Consider the following 22,700-nt stretch of genomic DNA (forward strand, 5'->3'; position numbering starts at 1 on the left):
CGTACGACCCCGCACTGACACTCACGCCCTTCCGCGGGGCCGCGGGGCCCTGCGACAGGCCCGGCGGGCGGAGCGGATCTCCTCCTTTCCGGTCTGTTTGTCGTAGTTCGGTGGCGTCCCGGTGATCTTCGCGCCGATGATCGCCGTGAACGCTCCGCCGTGAAGTGCACCGCCGCAACGGCTCCCGCTCCGCACCCGTCTGACGCAGGACCAGGGCTCACGACCCGAGGAGAGACCACATGTACGTCCGACCCGCCACCGCGGCAGCCGCCGCGATCCTGGGTTTCGCCCTCACGCTGCTGGGCGGGACGGCCTCCCCGGCCGCCACCGGCCCCGGCTCCCCCGACGCCGCGGGCGGGGTCCTGGGCCCCGTCGTGTACGCCCACCGGGGGGCTTCCGCGTACGCCCCGGAGAACACCCTCGAAGCGATCGACCTGGCCGGGCGGCTGGGCTTCGACTGGGTCGAGAACGACGTCCAGCGGACCAGGGACGGCGAGCTGGTGGTGGTCCACGACGACACCCTCGCCCGCACCACCGACGTCGAGCAGGTCTTCCCCGGCCGGGCGCCCTGGCGGGTCAAGGACTTCACGGCGGCGGAGATCGGACGGCTGGACGCGGGCAGCTGGTTCGCGCCGCGCTTCGCGGGCGCCCGGGTGCCGACGCTGCGCGCGTACATGGAGCGGGTCCAGGAGAACCGGCAGAAGCTGCTGCTGGAGATCAAGAAACCGGAGCTCTACCCCGGGATCGAGGGGGAGACGCTGGACCTCCTGGGCCGGCTGGGCTGGCTCGACGAGGACCACGTCGCGCGCCGCCTGGTCGTGCAGAGCTTCAGCGCCGACTCCGTGCGGATCGTGCACGGCCTGCGCCCCGACCTGGTGACGGCCTTCCTGGGCACCCCGGCCGTGGCCGACCTGCCCCGCTACGCGGAGTTCACGGACCGGATCAACCCGTGGCACACGACGATCACGGCGGACTGGGTGACGGCGGTGCACGGCCTGACGGGGGCCCACGGCAAGCCCATGGAGGTGGACACCTGGATCGTGGACGACGCCGCCACCGCCCGCAAGGTCCGGGACATGGGCGTGGACGGGATCATCACGAACGCGCCCGACGTGGTGCAGAACGCCGTGATCGGCTTCTGACGCGGGAACGCCCCCTGGGGTCCGGAAGCCGTCCGCGCTGTCGGTGGCGGGCCGTACCGTGGAGCCGTGGACAGCACCGAGCGGCCCCGCGGGCCGCACCTCGAATGGACCGTCGTCCCCAGTGACATCGGCCCCCTGCTCCTGGCCGCGACCCCCGAGGGTCTGGTCCGGGTCGAGTTCCACGCGCGCCCGGACCGGGCCGCCCGGATGATCGGCTCGCTGGTCTCCCGGCTCGGCGCGGACGCGTGGCGGCCGGACCCGGGCGAGGAGGTGCTGCTGGCCGAGCCGATACGCCAGCTGGAGGCGTACTTCGCCGGTTCGCTGCGGCGCTTCGAGCTGCCGCTGGACTGGCGGCTCAGCTCCGGCTTCAACAAGCAGGTGCTGCTGGAGCTCGACCGCTCGGTCCCGTACGGGTCGGTCGTCGGGTACGGGGAGCTGGCCGCCCGCGTCGGGCAGCCGGGCGCGGCCCAGGCCGTGGGCAACGCCATGGGCTCGAACCCGCTGCCCGTGGTGGTCGCCTGCCACCGCGTGGTGGAGAACGACGGCGGGATCGGGGGCTTCGGCGGCGGGGTGGAGACCAAGCGGATCCTGCTCGCGCTGGAGGGCGTGCTCCCGCAGCCACTCTTCTGACCTGCGGATTCCGTCGGGGCGGTGACGGCGGGTGGCCGGCCGGCCCCGGGCCGCGATACCCGGTTCCCCCGCGCGGCCGACGGTGGGAAACTGCCGCCGTGACCACTCCCTCCGCTCCAGGCCCCGTCCCGTCCGGTCCCGCCGCACCCCCGCGCCGGGGGTGTCCGGCGTGAGCACCTCCCCCGACGCAGCCCCCGGCACCGACGCCGGCGGCACCGGCGCGGCCGTACCGGTCGACGCCGCCGACCTGCCCCGGCTCCAGCGCCGGACGTCCGCGGTGCTCATGGCCAGCCAGATCCTGGGCGGCCTGGGCGTGCCGATCAGCATCGCCCTGGCCCCCGTGCTGGCCACCGAGATCAGCGGCACCGAGGCCCTGTCCGGCTTCGCCTCCACCGCGGCGGTGATCGGCACCGCCCTGGTCTCGCTGCCGCTCGCCGCCCTGATGACCGCCCGCGGACGCCGCCCGGGGCTCGTGGTGGCGTACGCCATCGGCACGCTCGGCGCGGCCCTGGTGGTCCTGGCCGCCTCGGTGAAGAGCTTCCCGCTGCTGATGCTCGGCATGGCCGCCTTCGGCGCCGCCTCCTCCGCCAACCTCCAGGCCCGCTTCGCCGCCGCCGACCTGGCCGCGCCCGACCGGCGGGCCCGCGCGATCTCGCTCGTCGTCTGGTCGTCCACCCTGGGCGCGGTGCTCGGTCCGAACCTCTCCGCCCCCGCCAGCGACAGCTTCGCCGGCACCTCCATACCCCAGACGGCGGGCCCCTTCGTATGGGCCGGCGCCGTCTTCGTCCTCACCGGCACGCTGCTCGCCGTCTTCCTGCGGCCCGACCCGCTGCTGACCGCCCGGGCCCTGGCCGGGGCCGGCGAACAGTCCCGTCAGGCCCGCTCGCTGCGCGCCGGCGTGGCCGCCGTCAAGGCCTCGCCGCGGGCCAGGCTCGCGCTGCTGACCGTCGCCGTGTCCCACACCGCCATGGTCTCGATCATGGTGATGACCCCGATGGACCTCGGCCACCACGGTGCCGGGCTGCGCCTCGTCGGCCTGGTGATCAGCGGCCACATCGCGGGCATGTTCGCCTTCTCCCCCGTCATGGGCTGGCTCGCCGACCGCCTCGGCCGGCTGTCCGTGATCGGGCTCGCGGCCGGGCTGCTCTCCCTCGCCGCCCTGCTCGCCGGCACGGCCCACGGGAACCACGCCCAGAGCGCGGCCGGCCTCTTCCTGCTCGGGCTCGGCTGGTCCGCCGGCATGGTCTCCGGCTCGGCGCTGCTGACCGACTCGGTGCCCCAGGCCGCACGGGCCGCCGTACAGGGCCTGAGCGACCTGACGATGAACACCGCCGCCGGTGTCGGCGGAGCCGCCGCCGGACTGGTCATGTCCCAGGCCGGCTACGGCTGGCTCAACGCGATCGGCGCCGCGCTCCTCCTGCCCATGGCGGCCCTCGCCCTGTTCACCGCCCGGCGCCACCCGCAGCCGGCGAAGCCGGGGGGCCTCAGCAGTTGATGTGGTAGGCCTTGCGCAGCGTCTCGTGGACCGTCCAGGTGGTCCGGTCGCCCTCGCGCAGCACGCAGGCCGAGCCCGGACCCACCTCGAACGTCGCGCCGCCCTCGACCTCGATGGTGGCGCGGCCGCTGACCACCACGAACAGCTCGTCGGCCTCGGTGTCGGTGACCACACCGGGGGTGATCTGCCAGATCCCCCGGATCTGCGAACCGTCCGCCGACTCCCACAGCACCTTGCCGGTCACGGCCGGCGTGCCGGAGACGATCTGCGCGGGGTCGAGCTCCTCGGCCTCCAGCTCGGTGTCGGGGACGTCCGCGACGGAGACGGCGAAGGAGGCGGGGGCGCTGTGGTCACTGGTGCTCATGGTGCGTCAGCCTAGGGCCGCCGCCCCCGCCCGCGGGGTCACCAGAGCGTCCAGCGCGGGCGCGTCCGGCACGTCATTCCGTCGAGCGCGTCCGCACCACCGGCCGGCGCGCGCCGAGGACGGGCTGGTGGAAGCCGGTGTCCTCGGCGGGATGCCAGACCGGCTCGCCGAAGCCCGCCCGCCGCACGTACCCGGACGTCTCCTCCTCGGGCAGCGCCCAGTACGTGGCGGTCGACGTCCGCGTGCTCCAGCTCGCGCCGGACGGCAGCAGCTGGAAGAGCTCCACGTCGTAGCGCTCGCCGTCGGCGTGCCAGTGCCACAGCTGGAAGGTGACGGTCCGCCCCTCCGGTCCGGTCCGCACGTACGGGGCCTGGCTCTCGGGACGGGTCCGGCGCAGCTCTCCGTACGGGCGGGTGGAGAGCAGCAGCAGCCCGCCGGGGCGCAGCACCCGGCGGCTTTCGGCCAGTGCGGCGGCCACGTCCTCGGCGGTCAGCAGGTGCGGAAGCGCGTTGTCGGCGCACACCACGGCGTCGAAGGAGGCGTCGGGGAAGGGCAGCGCGCGCATGTCGGCGGCGGCGACCGGCAGCGTCAGACCGCGGGCGGCCGCCTCGCGCGCCGCGCGGGCGGCGGCGAGGGGGCTGAGGTCGGTGCCGGTGACCCGGTGGCCCAGGCCCGCCAGGCCCAGCGCCTGGGTCCCGATGCCGCAGGCGCTGTCGAGCACGGTGTGCGGCCCCGGGCCGAGCGAGGCCTTGAGCAGGGCGTCCAGGGCACGGCCCTGGCGGGCGATGCTCGCGTCCCAGTCCGCGTACATGAGGTCGTAGCGCGGGGCGAGTTCGTCGTAGAAGGTCCGGGTGTCCATCCGGGCACGCTACTCGGACAGGTTCGCGCCGGAGCGTGAGGGGCGTGTTTGGGGGCGTGAATCCCGTGCCAGGGATGGGGACATGCCACAGCACAGAGCATCCGAGATCCCGGTCCTGTCGGAAGAGGTGCGCGAGGCGCTCGCCGCTCGCCGGCCCGTCGTCGCCCTGGAGTCGACGATCATCGCGCACGGCCTGCCGCGCCCCCGCAATCTGGAGGTGGGGCTGGAACTGGAGGAACTGGTCCGGGCGGAGGGCGCGGTTCCGGCGACCGTCGCCGTGCTGGACGGGGTGCCCAGGGCGGGCCTCGACAAGGCCGCGCTGGAGCGGATCGCCGCCGGCGAGGGGGTGCGCAAGCTGGGCCACCGGGACCTCGCGCCCGCCCTGGCGGCCGGGGCGACCGGGGCGACGACGGTGTCGGCGACTGCCTTCCTGGCCGCGCGGGCGGGGCTGCGGGTGTTCGCGACGGGCGGGCTGGGCGGCGTACACCGGGAGTGGACGCTCTCGCAGGACGAGTCGGCGGACCTGTCACTGCTCGCCAGGACCCGGATCACGGTCGTGTGCGCGGGGGTGAAGTCGATCCTGGACGTGCCGGCCACGCTCCAGCGCCTGGAGACGCTCGGGGTCGGCGTCGTCGGCTACCGGACGAAACGCTTCCCCGGCTTCTACCTGGCCGACTCGGGAGAGCCGGTCGACTGGACGGTGGAGGAGCCGGAGGAGGTGGCGGCGGTGATGGCCGCTCAGGACGCCGTCGGCGGGCCGGAGTCGGCGCTGCTGGTCGCCAACCCGGTGGCGGAGGCGGAGCAGCTGGATCCGGCGCTGCACGACCGGGTCCTGGCCGAGGCGCTCGCCGAGTGCCGGGAGCGGGGCATCACCGGGCAGGCGGTGACGCCGTTCCTGCTGGGGTTCCTGGTGCGCGCGACGGGCGGCGCCTCGCTGGAGGCGAACCTGGCGGCGGTACGCGGCAACGTGCGGCTCGGCGCCCGGATCGCACGGGCCTGGGCGGCCCGCGCATGACGGCGGCGCCGGCGGCGGAGGCCGGGTCGGGGGCATTGCCGGGTGCGCTGCCGGGTGCGCTGCTGGTGGTCGGCGACGTGGTGACGGACGTGGTGGCGGTGCACCGCGAGCCCCTGGCCCCGGCCACCGACACCGCCGCCCGCATCCGCACCCTCCCCGGCGGGGCCGGGGCCAACGCCGCCTGCTGGGCGGCCCGTACGGGCGCGGCGGAGGTACGCCTGCTCGCGCGGGTGGGTTCGGAGTCGGCCCGCTGGCACGAGCGGGCGCTGGTCGACGCGGGGGTACGGCCCCGGCTGGTGGTGGATCCGGCGGAGCCGACCGGGACGGTGGTGGCGCTGGTCGGCGAGGACGCGGAGCGGACCTTCCTGACCGACAGCGGGGCCTCGCTGCGGCTGTGCCCCGCCGACTGGGTGCCCGCGCTGCTGGACGGTGCCGGGCACCTGCACCTGTCGGGCTACCTGTTCTTCTCGGAGTGCAGCCGGGAGCTGGCCCTGGTCGCGCTGCGGGCCGCCCGGACCCGCGGGGTGCCCGTGAGTGTCGACCCGGCCTCGGCGGGGTTCCTGGCCGAGCTGGGCCCCGAGCGCTTCCTGGCCGCCGTGGCGGGGGCCGGGGTACTCCTGCCGAACGAGGACGAGGCCCGGCTGCTGGCGGGGGTACGGGAACCGGCCCGGGCGGCGGAGGAGCTGAGCCGGCGGGTGCCGGTGGTGGTGGTCACCCGGGGCTCGGGCGGCGCGATCGTCGCCGAGGGCGGCCGGATCACCGCCGAGGTCGAGGCGGAGCCGGCCGAGGCGGTGGACACCACGGGTGCCGGGGACGCCTTCGCGGGCGGCTTCCTGGCGGCCCGCCTCGCGGGGGCGACCCCCGCCGAGTCCGCCCGCGCCGGCTGCCGCGCGGCCGCCACCGCGGTCACCCACCTGGGCGGCCGCCCCCCTTCTTGACGCGCCGGCCTCCGGCCGTCGGACCCGGGGCGGGGCCGGTTCCCGTGGCCGGTGCCGGTGCGTCGTCTGCGGGTGGGTGGGCCGCTGCGCGGAGCCGGTCCCCTACCCGCCCTTCCACCGTTCCCCGGGCGCTGCCCGGACCCGCGCCTCAAACTCCCCCAGCTACCGCTGGGAGGTGCCCCCAGGCGGGGCTGAGAGACCGGGCGCTGCGCGCCCGGTGCGCTCAAACGCCGCGCGGGCTGGATACATCCAGCCTCGCCGGCGTTTGAGGCGCGGGGGTCTGGGGGCGGAGCCCCCAGGAGGGGTCCGGGCGCAGCCCGGGGAACGGGCGAAGGGCGGGTAGGGGACCTCGCCCCGCGCAGCGGCCGACCCGCCCCACCCCTCGGCCCCCGCGCGGCAGCGCAGCGGCGCAGCAGGGTGACGGCCCGCGCCCGGGCGGGGCTAGGACGGCGGGAGGCCGGTCCAGGCCGGGTGGCGGGGGTCGTCGGCGCGGACGAGGACGTCGGCCGCCGAGGCCGGGTCCGTGTCCCGCGCGTAGCGGGCGAACGCCGGGAGGGTCCACCGTTCGGACTCCGGCGTACGACGGCCCAGCGCCCCCGCGGACAGGCTGACGTGCACGCTCAGGTCGAACGGGAACCAGTGCCCCAGCAGCAGCGGCCCGTGCACGATCAGCACCCCGCCCGGCGGCAGTTCGGTGTACGGGCTGCGGGTGGCCCGGTCGGTGACGGGGTCCCACAGGTCGGGCAGGACCCGCCCGCTGCCGCCGGGGTCCGTCGGACCGAACACCTCGCGCCACAGCGCGCCCGTGTCGTACCAGCCCTGGAGGTACGCGTCCACGTCCTGGCGCCCGTACTCGAACCGCAGCGAGGCCGGCCGCAGGAACCCCCCGGCGGCCACGACGAGCACCGCCCGGCCTTGCGAGCGCAGCGCCCCGGCCAGTTCCTCCGCGAGGACCCCGGTGTCGGCCGCCGGCGCGCCGTCGATGCCGACCCGTTGCCAGGTGTCGCCCCCCGCGGGCGCGTCGAGGTGGCCGGCGAGCCGCTCGGCCATCCGCTGCCAGGTGATCGCTTCCAGCTTCACGAGCCCATTGTCAGTGGTGCGTCCTAACGTTTTTCACGAGGGATCACCGGTGGCAAGGAGCCGGCGGCCCTGCTCTTGGGGAGGGGTCTGTCATGGCTCGGGAGACGACGTATCTGGAGCTGTCGCAGGAGGACGGCGCGGCGCACAAGTTCTACGAGGTGATCGTGGACGGCGCGACCGTCTCGGTGCGCTACGGCCGCATCGGCGCGGCCGGCCAGTTGCAGAGCTCCTCGTTCCCGACGGCCGAGAAGGCCCGCGCGGCCGCCGCCAAGAAGATCGGCGAGAAGGTCCGCAAGGGGTACGCGCCGGCGGTGCAGGGGGCGCGCGCCGCCCGGTCGGTGACGCGGCGGCAGGTGGCGTCGGCGCCGTCCACGGCCCGCGCGGTGGCGCCGGTGCTGTGGCGTTTCCGCACCGGCTCCTCGGCCTTCGGGATCCACGTGGACGAGGACCGCTGCTGGGTGGGCAACCAGGCGGGGGACGTCTACACGGTGAGCCACGGCGGCGAGGTGCTGGCCCGCTACTCCCTGCCGGACGGGGTGAAGTGCCTGGTGGCGGACGAGTTCTGGATATACGCGGGCTGTGACGACGGCACGGTGTACGACCTGTCGTCGAAGGTGCCGTTCGGTGCGTACGGGATAGCCGCGGACGTGGACATCTACTGGCTCGACATCCACGAGGGCGTGCTCAACGTCTCCGACGCCAATGGCGGCCTGACGGTCATCGACCACGAGGACGAGCACCAGTGGTCGCGGAAGTCCTCCGGTACCGGTGCCTGGATGGTCCGGGCGGACGAGCGGGCCGTCTACCACGGGCACAGCGCCGGTGTGACGGCCTACGCGGCCGACGGTACGGGCCAGTTGTGGCACACCGCGACGCCCGGCGGGGTGCTGTTCGGCTGGCAGGAGGAGCACGCGGTGTACGCGGGCACGGTGCGCAACACCGTGCAGCGCCTGTCGAAGGCGACGGGGCGGGTCGAGGCCTCGTACCCGTGCGACTCGGCGGTGTACTCGTGCGCGACGTCCCCGGACGGCCGGCACGTCTTCGCCGGTGACTCCTCCTCGTCGGTGTACTGCTTCGACGCGGACGGGCGCCGGCTGTGGAAGCTGGGTACGGGCGGGGGTTCGGCCCTGTCGATGCAGTACCTGGACGAGCGGCTGTACCTGGTCACCACGGACGGGTCGCTGGTGTGCGTGGACGCGAGCGAGGCGGCGATCGCCGCCGCCCAGCAGGGTTCGGTCCCGACCGCGGTGGACGTGAAGTCGGCGGCCGCGCTGCCGGTGTTCACCCCGGCGGCTTCCGCTTCGGCGGTGGCGACGGTCTCGGTGGCCGCGGTACCGGCCGGCGGTGTGGTGGTGGAGTGCGTCCAGCAGGGCGGGCGGATGCGGGTGCAGGTGGTCTCGCAGGGCTTCGAGCACGGCTGGAACGTGCAGTTCCCGCGCGGGATCCGGGAGGTGGGCGCCCGTTACGTGGTGGACGGGCTGCACGCGGCGAGCGGGGGCTTCTACCGGGTGCGCGGGGAGATACGCCGCCTGGTCTGACCCCGCGGGACGCTGTCTAGGGGCAGGCGCAGGGCACGGCGCCCCGCGGGGCGGGGGCGGCCACCGACCAGGGGTCGTCCTCGGTGAGGGCGCAGGTGATCTGGAGGACGACGGGCCGGGTCCCGAGGTTGCGGCCGAGGTGTACGTTGCCGGCGCCGGCCGGTTCGACGAAGGTGGCGCCGGCCGGGTGCACCTCCACGGTGCCGTCCGACAGGACGCGGGTGAGGGTCCCGGACTTGACCACCGCCATCAGCGGGACGTGGTGGTAGTGCCATCCCGTGCAGCCGCCGGGGGCTATGACGACCTCCCGGCCCGTGAGGCCCGAGGGCGCCGTCCGCCTCGCCGCTGCCGCGGTTCTCGGGCGCCGTACCGTCGCCTGTCGTCCACCCATGTGCTCCTCCTTGCCAGGGGCTCACGGTAGACAGACCTGACGACATCCAGTCGGATTTTATGAAAGACCAACAACCCTTCCGCGTCAGGTGATACAGGGCTCGGCGGGCGGTATCACAACGGCATGAGTCTCGTCGTCTTCGAGTCACTGAAGCCGATCCACTGCGCCGCCTGCCGGCGGGGGCCGCTGCGGCACCTCGTCCGCGAATCCGGCGTGCCCCGCTGCCTGGACTGCGCCGACCTGGGCCATCTCGTCTACCTGCCGCGCGGCGACGCGGCGCTCACCCGCCGGGCGCGGGAGGGCAGTTCGCTGCACGCCGTCGTGGTGCGCCGGCACAGGGGCCGCCGCCGCTACGAACGCCAGGGGCTGCTGGTGGAGGACGCCGCGCTGGCCCGCGCCGAGCGGGCCTGCCTAGCCGACGCCGATGCCCGGGCCCGCAGCCGCGATCGGGCCCGGGTGCGCCGCGCGGCCGAGGACGTCCGCTTCACCGCCGCCTTCGCGGCCGAGATACTGCGGCTGTTCCCCGGCTGTCCGGCCGACCGCGCCCGGGCGATCGCCGCCCACGCCTCGCTGCGCGGCAGCGGCCGGGTCGGGCGTACCGCCGCCGGCCGGGCGCTCGACGAGCAGGCCGTGTCCGTCGCGGTACGGGCCGCGGTGCGGCACACCGACACCGAGTACGACGCGCTGCTGATGGCGGGGGTGCCCCGGTTCGCGGCCCGGGCCCGGCTGGCGGCGCGGATCGACGCGATCCTCGACGGCTGGCGTGCGGGGGCCGTCAGTTGAGGCGGAAGCGGCGGTAGAGGAGCGCCCCGCCGAGCAGCAGGGCGCCGCTGCCGGGCAGCAGGTAGCCGAGCCCGTCGGAGCCGGTGTGGGCCAGGGCCGAGGGGTCCCGCGGCGGAGCGGGCCGGGTCGGCGGGGCGGGCGGGGTCACCGGCCGCTGGGAGACCGGCGGCTGCACGGCGGGCGGCTGGGCCGGCTTGCCGCCCGTCGGGGTCTCGCCGTTCACGGCGGTGTTCCCGTGGGAGCCGTTGCCGACGCCGACGACGTTCACCGAGTTGCCGCTGACGTTCAGCGGGAGATCCACGGGGAGCTGGACGCCGTTGCCGGACAGCAGCCCGGGGGAATCCTTTCCGCGCCCCTCGGCGCTCGCCCCTCCCCCGTGGCCGCCGGACCCGGGTTTCGACGGATGGGAAGGCCGCGGGTCCGGATTCCCCCCGCCCGCAGCGGTGTTGGTACAGCTGTTGCCGGCAGCGGGATTGAGCACGCCGACCACGCTCACGGTGTTCCCGCACAGGTTCACCGGGGCGTGCACGGGCAGCTGCACCAGGTTCCCGGAGAGCAGCCCCGGGGAGCGCTCGGTCTGCCCGCCCGCTTCGGCGTCGGCGTACGCGAAGCCGCCCACCCCCGCGACCGCCAGTCCGCCACCCGCGACCATCGCCGCGATCAAGCCGTTCCGACGAGTGTGACGCATCAGATTTCCTGCCTTCCGGAGGGTTTCAGGGCCATCGGGCCCGTACCGGAAACAACGCGGTAAACCCGTTCGGGTTATAGAGCCGGTAGGCATTTCACTCCATCGTGTACTGGGTACTGCCTACTTCATGACTGAACGACCGCTCCTGCTGCTCGACGTGGACGGCCCGCTCAACCCGTTCCGGTCCCTCTTCGCAGGTCTGCGCGGCTACACCAGCCACCGGATGCGCCCGGACGTCTGGCTCTCCTACCGCGACCCGGAGTCCCGCAAGGCCCGGCGCGGCGTCCGGGTGCGCCTCCACCCCTCCCACGGCGCCCGGCTCCAGGCCCTGCCCTTCGAGCTGACCTGGGCGACGGCCTGGACGCACCAGGCCAACACCCTGATCTCCCCGCACATCGGGCTCCCCGCCGACCTGCCCGTGGTGGAGTGGCCGGAACTCTTCGCCAAGGACCCCGACGGCCTCTCCTGGAAGACCCGCCCGCTGCTCGACTGGGCGGCCGGCCGGCCCTTCGCCTGGGTCGACGACATGATCACCCCGCAGGACCGCGCCTGGGTCCGCGCCCACCACCCGGCCCCGAGCCTCCTGCTGCGCATCCATCCCCGCCACGGCCTGCGCGACCGGGACTTCGCGGCCCTGTCCGCCTGGGCGGGCGAGGTCAGCGCAGCAGGGCGGTGACCGGATCCGGCGACGGGGCACCGGTGGGCCACCAGTCGTCGGCGTCCGGGCGGGACTCGTAGGCGTACCAGAGGCCCTCGCGGCCCAGGCGGAGCTGGCGGCTGCGGGCGGTGAGCCGGTTGCGTTCGGGGCGGAAGGGGCCCTGCCCGGCGGCGAGCAGGGCGGGCCGGGCCCGGTCGAAGGGCCCGGCCGGGGGGTCCCAGGGCTCGTCGAGCGCGGTGAGCGCGGGCAGGCCCCCCTGCCGCCAGGCCGCGGCGGCGCGGGCCAGGTCCGTCGTGCTGCGGCCGGTGGCGCGGGCCAGGTCCCGGTACAGGGTGCGGGCGGTGCCGGTGAGGCCCGAGGTGGGGTGCGCCGAGGCCAGCCGGACGGCGTCCTGCCAGAGGGTGAGCCCGCCGACGGGGTCCTCGGCCGTGGCGAGCAGGGCCAGCGCGCGGGCGGCCGCGTCCGTGGCGAGCTGCTCCAGCGCCAGCGGGTCGGGCGCGGCCGGATCGGCGGGGTAGGCGGGCGGCGGGCCCGCGACGGCGGGCGCGGCGAGCGGGGCCGGCAGCAGGGGCAGGCCCGTGCGGGCGAGCGCCGCCCGGGCCGGGACGCCGGGGAAGTCCGGCGCGGCATCGGGCTGTTCACGCGCCGCGTGGGCGGCGTTGCGCCGGGCCAGCTGGTCGACGAGCTCGCGCTCGCCGCGGCCGCGCAGGAGCAGCAGGACGAAGGGGTCGGCGTCCAGGAGCCGGGCCGCCCGGTAGCACAGGGCCGCGGCGTGCTTGCAGGGCGGCAGCACCATGTCCGGGCAGGAACAGCGCGCCGCGAGCTCGCCCGCGCCGGGCAGCACGGTCTCCGCGAGGGACTGCGGGACCTCCCGCTCCAGCAGCGCGGCGAGCGCCGACGGGTCGGCGGCCAGCGCCTCCAGCAGGGCCGACCACTCGGCGTCCGCGAAGACGGGCAGGGTCAGCTCGGTGCGGTAGGGGCGGGCCCGGCTGCCCCGGACGTAGGCCACGATCCGGCCCGGCGTGACCGTGACCGCGTCGACGTGCCCTTCACCGGCGTACGCCTGCCCGCGCCGGAGGCGGGCCGCGTCCTGCGCGCGCTCCTCCAGCGCGGCCACCCAGGCCCGGCCCCACCAGGTCGCCGCCTCCACCCCGGCGGGCAGGGACTCGAAGGTGCGGCGGCGGTCGTCCCGCGCGGTGATCACGCAGGCCTCCGCAGGGAGACGAGGTCGGCCAGCTCGCGGTCCGTCAGCTCGGTCAGCGCGGCCTCACCGGAGCCGAGCACGGCATCGGCCAGCGCCCGCTTGGCCTCCAGCAGTTCGGCGATGCGGTCCTCGACGGTGCCCTCGGCGATGATGCGGTGCACCTGCACGGGCTGGGTCTGGCCGATGCGGTAGGCGCGGTCGGTGGCCTGCTCCTCGACCGCCGGGTTCCACCAGCGGTCGTAATGGATCACGTGCCCGGCGCGGGTGAGGTTGAGTCCCGTCCCCGCGGCCTTGAGGGACAGCAGGAAGACGGGGACCTCACCGGACTGGAAGCGGTCGACGAGCTCCTCGCGGCGGGGCACGGGGGTGCCGCCGTGCAGGAGCTGCGAGGGGATGCCGCGGGAGGCCAGGTGCCGCTCCAGGATCCGGGCCATGGTCACGTACTGGGTGAAGACCAGGACCGAGCCGTCCTCGGCCAGGATCGTGTCCAGCAGCTCGTCGAGCAGGGCGAGCTTGCCCGAACGGTGCGCGAGGCGGGGCTCAGCCTCCTTCAGGAACTGCGCCGGGTGGTTGCAGATCTGTTTGAGCGAGGCCAGCAGCTTCATGATCATGCCGCGCCGCTCCATGCCCTCGCTGCCCTCGATCACGGCCATCGCCTCGTCCACCGCGGCCTGGTAGAGGGAGACCTGCTCGCGGGTCAGGGACACCGGGTGGTCCGTCTCCGTCTTCGGGGGCAGCTCGGGGGCGATGCCGGGGTCGGACTTCTTGCGGCGCAGCAGGAACGGTCGGACCAGCGCGGCCAGCCGGGCCACCGCCGCCTCGTTGCCCCCGTCCTCCTCCTGCTGGTGCTCGACCGGGCGGGCGTGCCGGGCCCGGAAGGTGGTGAGCGGGCCCAGCAGTCCCGGCGTCGTCCAGTCGAGCAGCGCCCACAGCTCGGAGAGGTTGTTCTCGACGGGCGTCCCGGTCAGGGCCACCCGGGCCGGCGACGGGATGGTGCGCAGCGCCTTCGCCGTCGCCGAATGCGGGTTCTTGACGTGCTGGGCCTCGTCCGCGACGACCAGGCCCCAGCTCTGCCCGGCCAGCCGGGCGGCGGCCGCGCGCATGGTCCCGTACGTGGTGAGGACGAAGCCCCCGTCCAGCCCGTCGAGGCTGCGGCCGGCGCCGTGGAAACGGCGCACGGGGGTGCCGGGGGCGAACTTCTCGATCTCCCGCTGCCAGTTGCCCAGCAGCGATGCCGGGCAGACCACGAGGGTGGGCTCGGGGCGGGCCCGGTGCAGGTGCAGGGCGATCAGGGTGACGGTCTTGCCCAGGCCCATGTCATCGGCGAGGCAGCCGCCCAGCCCGAGCGAGGTCATCAGGTCCAGCCAGGCCAGCCCGCGCAGCTGGTAGTCCCGCAGGGTCGCCTTCAGGGCCGCGGGCGCCTCGACCGGGGGAAGTTCCCCGGTGAGCCGGTCCCGCAGGGCGGCCAGCGCGCCGACGGGCACCACCGGCACGGCCTCCCCGCCGACCTCGGCCTCGCCGCTCAGTACGGTGGCCAGCGCGTCGACCGGGTCCAGCAGACCCAGCTCCCGCTTGCGCGCCTTGCGCACGAGCTCGGGATCGACCCGCACCCACTGGTCACGCAGCCGCACCACGGGCCGGTGGGCCTGCGCGAGCGCGTCCATCTCGCCCGGGGTGAGCCGGTCCCCGCCGAGCGCCAGCTCCCAGGAGAAGGCGAACAGGGCCGCCGCGTCGAAGAAGGCGGTGCCGTCGGTCGCGGAACCGGGCGCGGCCGGCCGGACGACGGCGGTCGCCGAGAGCGTACGGGCCAGCTCGCGCGGCCAGTGCACCGGCACTCCAGCCGCCGCCAGCCGGGTCGCGGCGGTGCCCAGCAGGTCTTCCAGCTCGGGGTCCGACAGCGGGAGGGCGTCGGGCACCGGCTGGTCGAGCAGGCGCAGCAGCGGCGGCCAGACCCTGGCCGCCCGGCGCAGCGCGAGCACGGCGTCGATCCGGGCGCGCGGGCCGAATCCGGCGGCCGCCGCACCGGCCCACAGCAGCGCCGCGTCGGTGACCAGGGTCGGATCGGCCAGGCTGTGCACCTGGACCACGGCCGCTCCGGCACGGCGGACGTCCTCCGGCTCGGCCTCGTCGAACAGGCGGAAGGAGGACAGGTCGAGCCGGAGCGAGATCCCCACCCCGGCATCGGCGCCGGCCGCGACCTGCGCCGCCCACTCCTGTATCCCCGGCACCCGCTGCGGCTCCCGGGCCGCGAACGGCCGCCCCGAGGCGAAGGGCGCGGCCGGCGTGCGCGGCAGCACGTCGGCGACGGCGTCGAGGAAGGCCCGGACCAGGGCCTCGGGCTCGGGCAGGGCCGTCGGGCGGCGTCCGGCGAGCGGGGTGGCGTACGCCTCGTACGGCAGGGCGGCGGCGACGGCGCGCAGGTATCCCACGTCCTCGGCGTCCAGCGGCCCGGCACGCCAGGCGTCGACCCCGTCCGCGGTGAGCCCGGGCAGCAGGCGGCCCCGCGCGGCGAGGGACAGCGCCTGCGTGGCGGCGGTGCCCCAGGCACGGGTGGCGGGATGCGCGGCGGGACTGCGGGCGGCCCGCACCAGCACGGGCAGGGCGGCGGCCACCGACAGCGCCACCGCGGGGACCGTGCGCGTGCGGACGCCGTCGCCGTGCGGCCGGACCACCTTCAGCGGATGCGGGGTCCCCAGCCCGGGCAGCGGGTCCCCCTCCGGGCACCAGAACGCCACCCGCCCCTCCCGGGGCACGGCGGCGGGGAGGAACACGGCGGCGCGGCGCAGCAACGACTGCTGCGGCGGCTGCGCGGTCACGGGGTCCCCCTCCCTGGCGTTCGGCTCCGCCCGGTCATGGCGGATCCACTGCCGCCGAGTCTAGGCGGGCCCACTGACAACCGGCGCTGACCTGCGGATACGCCCAGCCGGCGGGGGCGGTGGTCAGCGTGACCAGCGGCCGAGCTCGCCCGCGAAGCCGTACTCGGGCCGGCCCGTGGCGGCACTGGTGCGCCAGGGCACGCCGTCGTCGTCCAGGCGGAGGGTGCCGGACCCGCCGGGTCCGCTCCAGCGCAGTTCGAGGTACCAGTCGCAGTCGCAGCCCGTGGCGGCGGCGGTCACCCGGAGCACGGCCGGGTCGGACGCCGAGACGCGCAGCGGGAAGGCCGGGGCGGGGAGCCGGGTCCCGGAGTCGTTGCCCGCGACGGGCCGGGCCAGGGGCCTCGGCGCGTCCAGGTTCACGGCGAAGCCGGCCGGCGTGAGGCCCCCGCCGCAGCCCGGGGACATCTGGTAGACGTTCCAGGCCGGCGGGGTCCGGCGCCCGGTGACCCGCACCTCCAGCCCCTGGAGCACGACGGCCTGGTCCCCGGTGCCGTGCAGGGTGACCTCGACGGTCTGGGTCCCGGCGTGCACGGCCCGCTGCGCCCGCGCCCAGGCGGGCGCGTCCGCCTCCACGGGCGGCGCGGGGACGGACTCGGGGGCCCGCTCGGAGAGGTAGGCGTGGTCACAGCCGGCGGCCCACAGGTGGGACCGGACGGCAGCCTTGAGCGGCGTCACCACCGGCCCGGGCGGGGTCGTCGGCGCGGGCGCGGCCGTCCCGCCACTCCCGGAGGGGGCCGGGGCGGGCGGGGTCGTCCCCTGCGGGCCCGCACTCACCGAGGCGGTCGGCCCGCCCGGTGCGGCCGAGGACGCCGGTCCGGCCGGACGGCCTGCGGACTCCGCCCCGGACTCCACCCCGGGCCCCGCCACCGGCCCCGTCTCCGGAGCCCGCTGCTCGGGCCCGGCCGCCGCGAGCACGGCGGCGGCCACGGCGGCCGCCACCACCCCGGCCACCCCCAGCCCCACCGCCCGCCGCCGGTACCACGCCCCACCCCGCCCCCGGCCCACGCCGTCCGGCCCCCCGGCACCGCCCCCGGCACCGCTACCGGACCCAGCCCCGGGAACCGCCACGGCTTCCACCCCGGCACCAGCCCCGGATCCGGCCACAGCTTCCACCCCGGGATCCGCCCCAGCCCCAGCCCCGGCTTCCACCCCGGCACCAGCCCCGGATCCGGCCACGGCTTCCATCCCGGGATCCGCCCCAGCCCCAGCCCCGGATCCGACCCCGGGATCCGCCCCAGCCCCGGCCCGGGCGTCCGCCCAGGATCCGGCCCCGGCACCCTCCCGCGCGGCGTCGCCGTCCCCGGACGCCACCCCGACGCCGTCCCGACCCCCGACTCCGCCTCCCGCCCCGGCACCCGCACCCGGCACAGCCCCCGCACCGCCCGCCCCCGGGCCACCGGCCCAAGACGCAGCCCCGGAACCGGCCTCCACACCGACGCCGTCCCGACCCCCGGCACCGGCCCCGGCACCGGCCCTGGCACCCGGCACGGCCCCCGCACCGGACGCTCCCGGCCTGCCGACCCCGCCCCCGGCCGCAGCCCCGGGCCCGGCATCGGCATCGGCATCGGCATCGGCCGCAGCCCCGCCCCCTCCGTCATGCCCGGCCCCGTGGCCGTCGCCGGCCCGGCGCCCGGCTGCGTCCCCCGGGGCAGCCGCAGCCCCGGCATCCGGACCGGCCCCCGCCCCCGACGGGCCCCGGCCCGGTGCGCGGCGGCGGGCGTCGGCCAGGAGCCAGGCGCGGTGCAGGGCCAGCGCCTCCTCCCGCGCGGCCCCGCAGGCCCGGGCGAAGCGGTCCACCACGGCGAACTCCACCGGCACCGCCTCCCCCGCGCAGTACCGGTGCAGCGTCGAGGTGCTCGTGTGCAGCCGCCTCGCGAGCACCCCGTAACTCAGTCCCCCGCGCTCCTTCAGCTCCCGCATCAGGCGCGCGAATTCCTCGGTCTCCGGCTCGGCCACGCCGCTCCCCCGTCCCATGACTCCGTTCCACCCCAGGGGTGTTCCCCCAGGTGACGGCACGTACAGCCGTTCCAGTGTCCCGGTTCCGCCGCAAACCGTGGCCCAACGCCCCCGGCCGGGGAAGGCTGTTCGCACAACGACCGCACGTACCGCTACCGCTCTTACGGGGAGACACCGTGTTCCGACGTACCGACACCCGCACCACCCGTACCACCCGAACCACCCGCACCCCTGCCCTCGTGGCCACCGCCCTCGCGGCCGCAGCCGCACTCGCCCTCACCGCCTCCGGCACGGCCACCGCCGCCACCGCCCCCGGCTTCCTGAACGGCACCGACCTGCCCCCGCACCCCTCTTCCCCCTGGTACCCCGGCAAGATCACCAAGGGGCTGCCCGAGGACGCGCCGTTCTGCCTGGACGGGGTGCTTCCGGCGGCCGGCAGCTGGCACCGCGCGTTCGGCACCGAGTTCGACACCGGCGCCGTCCAGATCTCCGTGCGCGCCGCCTCGGAGGCCGCCGCCGCGAAGCTCGCCACCGCCCTGGAGCGCAAGGTCGCCGCCTGCGCGGCGGACTGGCTGCGCGCGAACCCCGGCGGCACGGCCTCCTGGCAGGACTACGGGAAGCTGGCCGTCGAGGAGGGCGCGCACGTCTACGGCGTCGGCGCCTCCGTCCCGGAATCGGAGCCGGGCGTGCACCTGTACGGGATCGGACGCGACGGCTCCACCGTGACCGTCGTGAAGTGGGGCCAGATGGGCAACCTGCCCGACGCCCCCGTGTCCGCCTTCAAGAAGACGACCACCACGGCCGTGAACAAGCTCAACCCCTGAGCCCAGGGGCCGCCCGCCACCCCCCTTGGTGGGACCATGGAACCGAGGCCTCTACCCGAGGTGAGGCGATGGCCATGCGTACCGGGAACGAGCCGGTGACCGCCCGCAGTCCGCTGCGGCTGCGGTTCTGGCTGAGCCTGTGGGGGCTGGTCTGGGCCGCCGCCGGGGCGGCCGCGTTCTCGCTGGCCGGCCGTCCCGGATGGGCGGCCGCCTGCGCGGTGCTCGCGCTGGTGGCCGCCGTCGACCTGGCCGTCGTGGTCCGGCACATCCACCAGGGCCCGCACTACCAGCCGGGCCGGGACGTCCCCCCGTACGAGCCTCCGCACACCCGCTAGGAGATGCGGTCTAGCCGTCGAAGCGGGCTGCCGCCAGGTACTCGGGCTGCGGGTCGAGGGCGGCGGCGAGGCGGAAGTGGCGGCGGGCCTGCTCGGGGCGCCCGGCCCGCTCGTGGGTGCGGGCGAGCGCGAAGTGGGCGAAGGCGTTGTCCGGCTCCCGCTCCAGCACCAGCTCGAACTCCAGCTGTGCGGGCCGCAGCTGCGCCGACGCGAAGAAGGCCCGGGCGCGCAGCAGCCGGGCGGCGGTGTTCTCGGGGTGCGCGGCTATGACGGAGTCGAGCAGCCGGACCGCGCCGCGGGGGTCCCGGGCTGCGAGGAGCTGCTCGGCGGCCCGGTAGTCGATGACGTGCGTCTCGGGGCTCGCGAAACCCGACGGCCCGCCGGATCCGGATCCGGATCCAGGTCCGGGTCCGGGTCCGGTGGACGGCGGCGGCGGGGGCGTGGTGTCGGACACGTTGTCTTCCCTTCCCTCTACGGGCGCGTTCAACGCCCTCCGCCGCTGCGGCTATTCCGCGGCGGCGCGCGCGGTGAGCTCCTCCCAGACCTTGCGCACCTGGGGCTCCAGCGCCTCCAGCGGCCCGTCGTTGTCGATCACGAGCGTGGCCACCGCCAGCCGCTGCTCCCGCGTGGCCTGGGCGGCCATCCGGGCGCGGGCCTCCTCCTCGGCCATCCCGCGCAGTGCGGTCAGCCGGGCCAGCTGTGTGGCCGGGGCGGCGTCCACGACCACGACGAGGTCGTACAGGGGGGCGAGGCCGTTCTCCGTGAGGAGCGGTACGTCGTGCACCACGATCGCGTCGGGTCCCGCGGCCCCCTCCAGCTCGGCGGACCGGGCTCCGACGAGCGGGTGCACGATGGCGTTGAGGATCCGGAGCTTCGCCGGGTCGGAGAAGACGACCGCCCCCAGCTTGGGGCGGTCCAGCCGCCCGTCGGCGGTGAGCACGGAGTCCCCGAAGGCCTCCACCACGGCCGCGAGCCCGGGCGTGCCCGGCTCGACGACCTCCCGTGCGATCCGGTCGGCGTCGACGACGACCGCCCCGTACCCCGCCAGCAGCCGCGAGACCTCGCTCTTGCCGGCACCGATTCCGCCTGTCAGGCCCACTTTCAGCATGGTCAGCACCCTAGGCGGTGTCCCCCTCCCGAGGAACACCGCCGGGGGGACGGGCGGCCCTAGCCCTAGCCCTCGCCCTCGCGCTCCGCCAGGAACCGCTCGAACTCGCGGCCGATCTCGTCCGCCGACGGGATCTCGGCCGGCTCGGCGATCATGTTGCCCCTGGTCTCGGCGCCGGCGGCGGCGTCGTACTGGTGCTCCAGGCCCTGGACGAGGGTGACGAGCTCCTCGTCGCCCTCGCGGATCTGCCGGTCGATCTCCGTCTGGGTGCGGTGCGCCTCGGTGCGCAGGGCGTGCGCGACGGCCGGCAGGACCAGCCCGGTGGCGGCCGTGATGGCCTCCAGGGCGGTCAGTGCCGCGTCCGGGTACGGGGAGCGGGCGACGTAGTGCGGGACGTGGGCGGCGACGCCGAGCACGTCGTGTCCGGCCTGGGCGAGGCGGAACTCGACCAGCGATTCCGCGCTGCCGGGCACCTGGGCCTCGTCGAAGGGGCTGCGGTGGCCGGGCATCAGGTCGGTCCGGTTGCCGTGCGGGGTGATGCCGACGGGCCGGGTGTGCGGGACGCCCATGGGGATGCCGTGGAAGTTGACCGAGAGGCGGACGCCGAGGCGCTCCACGATCTGCCGGACGGCGACGGCGAAGCGCTCCCATTCCACGTCCGGCTCGGGGCCGGAGAGCAGCAGGAACGGCGCTCCGGTGGCGTCCTGGACCAGGCGCACCTCCAGGCGGGGCTCCTCGAACTCGGTCCAGTGGTCGCGCTGGAAGGTCAGCAGCGGGCGGCGGGCCCGGTAGTCCACCAGCCGGTCCGCGTCGAAGCGGGCGACCACCTGGTGGGGCAGGGTGTCGAGGAGGCGTTCGACGATCTGCTCGCCGGTCTCGCCCGCGTCGATGTACCCCTCGAAGTGGTACAGCATGACCAGTCCGGCCGAGTCCTGGGTGAGCGCCAGGTCCGCCACCGCCAGACCCTTGGCATCCCATTCGTACAGACCCTGTGGATCAAGCACCGTCACCACTCCTCCCTCGCGCCGTGTTCCCTGCGAAGAACGTCCGGGACCGCGCGGCCATTCCCGGGTGGGCGGCATTAACACGAACGCAACGCGACGGCGGGCGGACCCACGGTGCCGGGGGCGCGCCCCGCAGCCGGGGTCCGGGAACGCGGCGAGGCAGTCCGGGAACGCGGCGAGGCCCGCCCCCCGAAGGGGACGGGCCTCGTCGTTCAGCTCAGCTCAGCCTGCTCTCACACCGGAGTGTGAGCGCGCTGCGATCAGCTCTGGCCGCCGGCCAGCTTCTCGCGGAGCGCGGCCAGGGCCTCGTCCGACGCCAGGGCGCCGGAGGTCTCGTCCGCACCCTCGGAGGAGTACGAACCACCGGAGACGCCCGCACCGGCGTTGCCACCGGCGGCCGGGGCGGCAGCGCCCTCGGCGGCAGCGGCCTCGTCGGCCTCGCGGCTCTTGATGACCTGGGCCTGGTGCTGCTCGAAGCGGACCTGCGCCTCGGCGTACTGGCGCTCCCACGTCTCGCGCTGGGTCTCGTAGCCCTCGAGCCAGTCGTTGGTCTCGGGGTCGAAGCCCTCGGGGTAGATGTAGTTGCCCTGGTCGTCGTAGGACGCGGCCATGCCGTACAGGGTCGGGTCGAACTCGACCGACGCCGGGTCGGCACCGAAGGACTCGTTGGCCTGCTTGAGGGACAGCGAGATCCGGCGACGCTCGAGGTCGATGTCGATGACCTTGACGAAGATCTCGTCGTTGACCTGGACGACCTGCTCCGGGATCTCCACGTGGCGCTCGGCCAGCTCGGAGATGTGGACCAGACCCTCGATGCCCTCGTCCACGCGGACGAACGCACCGAACGGAACCAGCTTGGTGACCTTACCCGGGACGACCTGGCCGATCTGGTGGGTCCGGGCGAACTGCTGCCACGGGTCTTCCTGCGTCGCCTTCAGCGACAGGGAGACGCGCTCGCGGTCCATGTCCACGTCGAGGACCTCGACGGTGACTTCCTGACCGACCTCGACGACCTCGGACGGGTGGTCGATGTGCTTCCAGGACAGCTCGGAGACGTGGACGAGACCGTCGACGCCGCCCAGGTCCACGAAGGCACCGAAGTTGACGATCGAGGAGACGACGCCGGAGCGGACCTGACCCTTCTGCAGGGTGGTGAGGAACGTCTGGCGAACCTCGGACTGGGTCTGCTCGAGCCAGGCACGGCGGGACAGGACCACGTTGTTGCGGTTCTTGTCCAGCTCGATGATCTTCGCCTCGAGCTCCTTGCCCACGTAGGGCTGGAGGTCGCGGACGCGGCGCATCTCGACGAGGGAGGCCGGCAGGAAGCCGCGGAGGCCGATGTCGAGGATGAGACCACCCTTGACGACCTCGATGACGGTACCGGTGACGATGCCGTCTTCTTCCTTGATCTTCTCGATCGTGCCCCAGGCACGCTCGTACTGAGCGCGCTTCTTGGACAGGATCAGGCGGCCTTCCTTGTCCTCCTTCTGGAGAACCAGGGCCTCGATCTCGTCGCCGACCTTGACGACCTCGTTCGGGTCGACGTCGTGCTTGATCGAGAGCTCGCGGCTCGGGATCACGCCTTCGGTCTTGTAACCGATGTCGAGCAGGACCTCGTCCCGGTCGACCTTCACGATGACGCCGTCGACGATGTCGCCGTCGTTGAAGTACTTGATCGTCTCGTCGATCGCGGCCAGGAAGGCTTCCGCGTTACCGATGTCGTTGACCGCTACCTGCGGAGGGGTGGTGGCGGTGGTCTCGGTGCTGCTCGTCATGTGGGAAAGGGCTCCGGTTACGGACAGAAAGTCGTAG

General features: G+C 75.2%; 22 protein-coding genes and 1 pseudogene. 10 read left to right on the plus strand and 13 right to left on the minus strand.

Going from position 1 to position 22,700, the window contains the following annotated elements; translation table 11 throughout:
* Nucleotides 1-239: 239 nt before the first annotated feature.
* The 3 genes from AC07A6_RS28690 to AC07A6_RS28700 all read left to right on the plus strand — a co-directional run bounded on the left by AC07A6_RS28690 (nucleotide 240) and on the right by AC07A6_RS28700 (nucleotide 3,267).
* Entirely contained in the window at nucleotides 240-1,142 is a 903-nt protein-coding gene (locus tag AC07A6_RS28690; protein ID WP_362459396.1) for a glycerophosphodiester phosphodiesterase, read from the plus strand.
* Between the two features lie 66 nt (nucleotides 1,143-1,208).
* Complete coding sequence (locus tag AC07A6_RS28695) at nucleotides 1,209-1,772, plus strand: methylated-DNA--[protein]-cysteine S-methyltransferase (protein ID WP_362459393.1); 564 nt, start codon at nucleotides 1,209-1,211, stop codon at nucleotides 1,770-1,772.
* 247 nt (nucleotides 1,773-2,019) lie between these two features.
* Entirely contained in the window at nucleotides 2,020-3,267 is a 1,248-nt protein-coding gene (locus AC07A6_RS28700) for an MFS transporter (protein WP_478779089.1), read from the plus strand.
* Here AC07A6_RS28700 and AC07A6_RS28705 read toward each other — a convergent pair.
* Both AC07A6_RS28705 and AC07A6_RS28710 read right to left on the minus strand, forming a co-directional pair.
* Nucleotides 3,257-3,631: a cupin domain-containing protein gene (locus tag AC07A6_RS28705; protein ID WP_362459390.1), complete on the minus strand. Its 375-nt coding sequence runs from the start codon at nucleotides 3,629-3,631 to the stop codon at nucleotides 3,257-3,259. The genes AC07A6_RS28700 and AC07A6_RS28705 overlap by 11 nt on opposite strands.
* A gap of 73 nt (nucleotides 3,632-3,704) precedes the next feature.
* Nucleotides 3,705-4,490, minus strand: coding sequence for a class I SAM-dependent methyltransferase (locus AC07A6_RS28710; protein ID WP_478779073.1), 786 nt, complete (start codon nucleotides 4,488-4,490; stop codon nucleotides 3,705-3,707).
* 82 nt (nucleotides 4,491-4,572) lie between these two features.
* Here AC07A6_RS28710 and AC07A6_RS28715 point away from each other — a divergent pair, with 82 nt between their 5' ends.
* A complete protein-coding gene (locus AC07A6_RS28715) occupies nucleotides 4,573-5,505 on the plus strand; it encodes a pseudouridine-5'-phosphate glycosidase (protein WP_362459384.1) in 933 nt (310 codons plus the stop codon).
* Nucleotides 5,502-6,443, plus strand: coding sequence for a carbohydrate kinase family protein (locus tag AC07A6_RS28720; RefSeq protein ID WP_478779074.1), 942 nt, complete (start codon nucleotides 5,502-5,504; stop codon nucleotides 6,441-6,443). Before AC07A6_RS28715 ends, AC07A6_RS28720 begins: the two co-directional genes overlap by 4 nt.
* A gap of 441 nt (nucleotides 6,444-6,884) precedes the next feature.
* On the opposite strand, the gene AC07A6_RS28725 is transcribed toward AC07A6_RS28720, so the two are convergent.
* A complete protein-coding gene (locus AC07A6_RS28725; RefSeq protein ID WP_478779075.1) occupies nucleotides 6,885-7,523 on the minus strand; it encodes a nucleoside/nucleotide kinase family protein in 639 nt (212 codons plus the stop codon).
* 92 nt (nucleotides 7,524-7,615) lie between these two features.
* On the opposite strand from AC07A6_RS28725, the gene AC07A6_RS28730 reads away from it, so the two are divergent.
* Nucleotides 7,616-9,061, plus strand: coding sequence for a WGR domain-containing protein (locus AC07A6_RS28730; RefSeq protein ID WP_478779076.1), 1,446 nt, complete (start codon nucleotides 7,616-7,618; stop codon nucleotides 9,059-9,061).
* A gap of 16 nt (nucleotides 9,062-9,077) precedes the next feature.
* Here AC07A6_RS28730 and AC07A6_RS28735 read toward each other — a convergent pair whose 3' ends face one another.
* Complete coding sequence (locus AC07A6_RS28735; protein WP_362472228.1) at nucleotides 9,078-9,452, minus strand: cupin domain-containing protein; 375 nt, start codon at nucleotides 9,450-9,452, stop codon at nucleotides 9,078-9,080.
* A gap of 123 nt (nucleotides 9,453-9,575) precedes the next feature.
* On the opposite strand from AC07A6_RS28735, the gene AC07A6_RS28740 reads away from it, so the two are divergent.
* Nucleotides 9,576-10,235, plus strand: a complete 660-nt coding sequence (locus tag AC07A6_RS28740) for a DUF2293 domain-containing protein (RefSeq protein WP_362472225.1) — start codon at nucleotides 9,576-9,578, stop codon at nucleotides 10,233-10,235.
* On the opposite strand, the gene AC07A6_RS28745 is transcribed toward AC07A6_RS28740, so the two are convergent.
* Nucleotides 10,228-10,923 carry a chaplin gene (locus tag AC07A6_RS28745; RefSeq protein ID WP_478779077.1) on the minus strand — a complete coding sequence of 232 codons (696 nt, stop codon included), beginning with the start codon at nucleotides 10,921-10,923 and terminating at the stop codon, nucleotides 10,228-10,230. The two genes, AC07A6_RS28740 and AC07A6_RS28745, sit on opposite strands and share 8 nt — an antisense overlap.
* A 127-nt stretch (nucleotides 10,924-11,050) precedes the next feature.
* On the opposite strand from AC07A6_RS28745, the gene AC07A6_RS28750 reads away from it, so the two are divergent.
* The gene (locus tag AC07A6_RS28750; RefSeq protein WP_362472219.1) at nucleotides 11,051-11,599 is read left to right on the plus strand and encodes a hypothetical protein; all 549 of its coding nucleotides are present in this window, start codon (nucleotides 11,051-11,053) and stop codon (nucleotides 11,597-11,599) included.
* On the opposite strand, the gene AC07A6_RS28755 is transcribed toward AC07A6_RS28750, so the two are convergent.
* The 4 genes and pseudogenes from AC07A6_RS28755 to AC07A6_RS28770 all read right to left on the minus strand — a co-directional run.
* Entirely contained in the window at nucleotides 11,580-12,785 is a 1,206-nt protein-coding gene (locus tag AC07A6_RS28755) for an SWIM zinc finger family protein (protein WP_478779078.1), read from the minus strand. The genes AC07A6_RS28750 and AC07A6_RS28755 overlap by 20 nt on opposite strands.
* The gene (locus AC07A6_RS28760; protein ID WP_478779079.1) at nucleotides 12,782-15,601 is read right to left on the minus strand and encodes a DEAD/DEAH box helicase; all 2,820 of its coding nucleotides are present in this window, start codon (nucleotides 15,599-15,601) and stop codon (nucleotides 12,782-12,784) included. The genes AC07A6_RS28755 and AC07A6_RS28760 overlap by 4 nt, the downstream gene beginning before the upstream one ends.
* 123 nt (nucleotides 15,602-15,724) lie before the next feature.
* A complete protein-coding gene (locus tag AC07A6_RS28765; protein ID WP_478779090.1) occupies nucleotides 15,725-16,612 on the minus strand; it encodes a hypothetical protein in 888 nt (295 codons plus the stop codon).
* 810 nt (nucleotides 16,613-17,422) lie between these two features.
* Nucleotides 17,423-17,635: pseudogene (locus AC07A6_RS28770) on the minus strand (helix-turn-helix domain-containing protein); the annotation flags it as partial.
* Nucleotides 17,636-17,793: 158 nt separating this feature from the next.
* Between AC07A6_RS28770 and AC07A6_RS28775 the strand changes: the two are divergent.
* On the plus strand, nucleotides 17,794-18,441 hold the full coding sequence (locus AC07A6_RS28775; RefSeq protein WP_478779080.1) for a hypothetical protein: 648 nt from the start codon (nucleotides 17,794-17,796) through the stop codon (nucleotides 18,439-18,441).
* A 74-nt stretch (nucleotides 18,442-18,515) separates the two neighbouring features.
* Nucleotides 18,516-18,776 carry a DUF6343 family protein gene (locus AC07A6_RS28780; RefSeq protein WP_478779091.1) on the plus strand — a complete coding sequence of 87 codons (261 nt, stop codon included), beginning with the start codon at nucleotides 18,516-18,518 and terminating at the stop codon, nucleotides 18,774-18,776.
* A gap of 10 nt (nucleotides 18,777-18,786) precedes the next feature.
* Here the strand turns inward: AC07A6_RS28780 and AC07A6_RS28785 are convergent, their stop codons facing one another.
* The 4 genes from AC07A6_RS28785 to rpsA form a co-directional block, all read right to left on the minus strand.
* Nucleotides 18,787-19,119 (minus strand): tetratricopeptide repeat protein, encoded by a 333-nt coding sequence (locus AC07A6_RS28785; RefSeq protein WP_362472238.1) that lies wholly within the window; start codon nucleotides 19,117-19,119, stop codon nucleotides 18,787-18,789.
* Between the two features lie 162 nt (nucleotides 19,120-19,281).
* Nucleotides 19,282-19,884, minus strand: a complete 603-nt coding sequence (gene coaE, locus AC07A6_RS28790) for a dephospho-CoA kinase (RefSeq protein ID WP_362472199.1) — start codon at nucleotides 19,882-19,884, stop codon at nucleotides 19,282-19,284.
* Between the two features lie 65 nt (nucleotides 19,885-19,949).
* Nucleotides 19,950-20,888 (minus strand): PAC2 family protein, encoded by a 939-nt coding sequence (locus tag AC07A6_RS28795; protein WP_362472197.1) that lies wholly within the window; start codon nucleotides 20,886-20,888, stop codon nucleotides 19,950-19,952.
* 260 nt (nucleotides 20,889-21,148) lie between these two features.
* Complete coding sequence (gene rpsA, locus AC07A6_RS28800) at nucleotides 21,149-22,663, minus strand: 30S ribosomal protein S1 (protein WP_007263497.1); 1,515 nt, start codon at nucleotides 22,661-22,663, stop codon at nucleotides 21,149-21,151.
* Nucleotides 22,664-22,700: the final 37 nt, after the last annotated feature.

Source organism: Streptomyces sp. NPDC044002 (assembly GCF_056434525.1).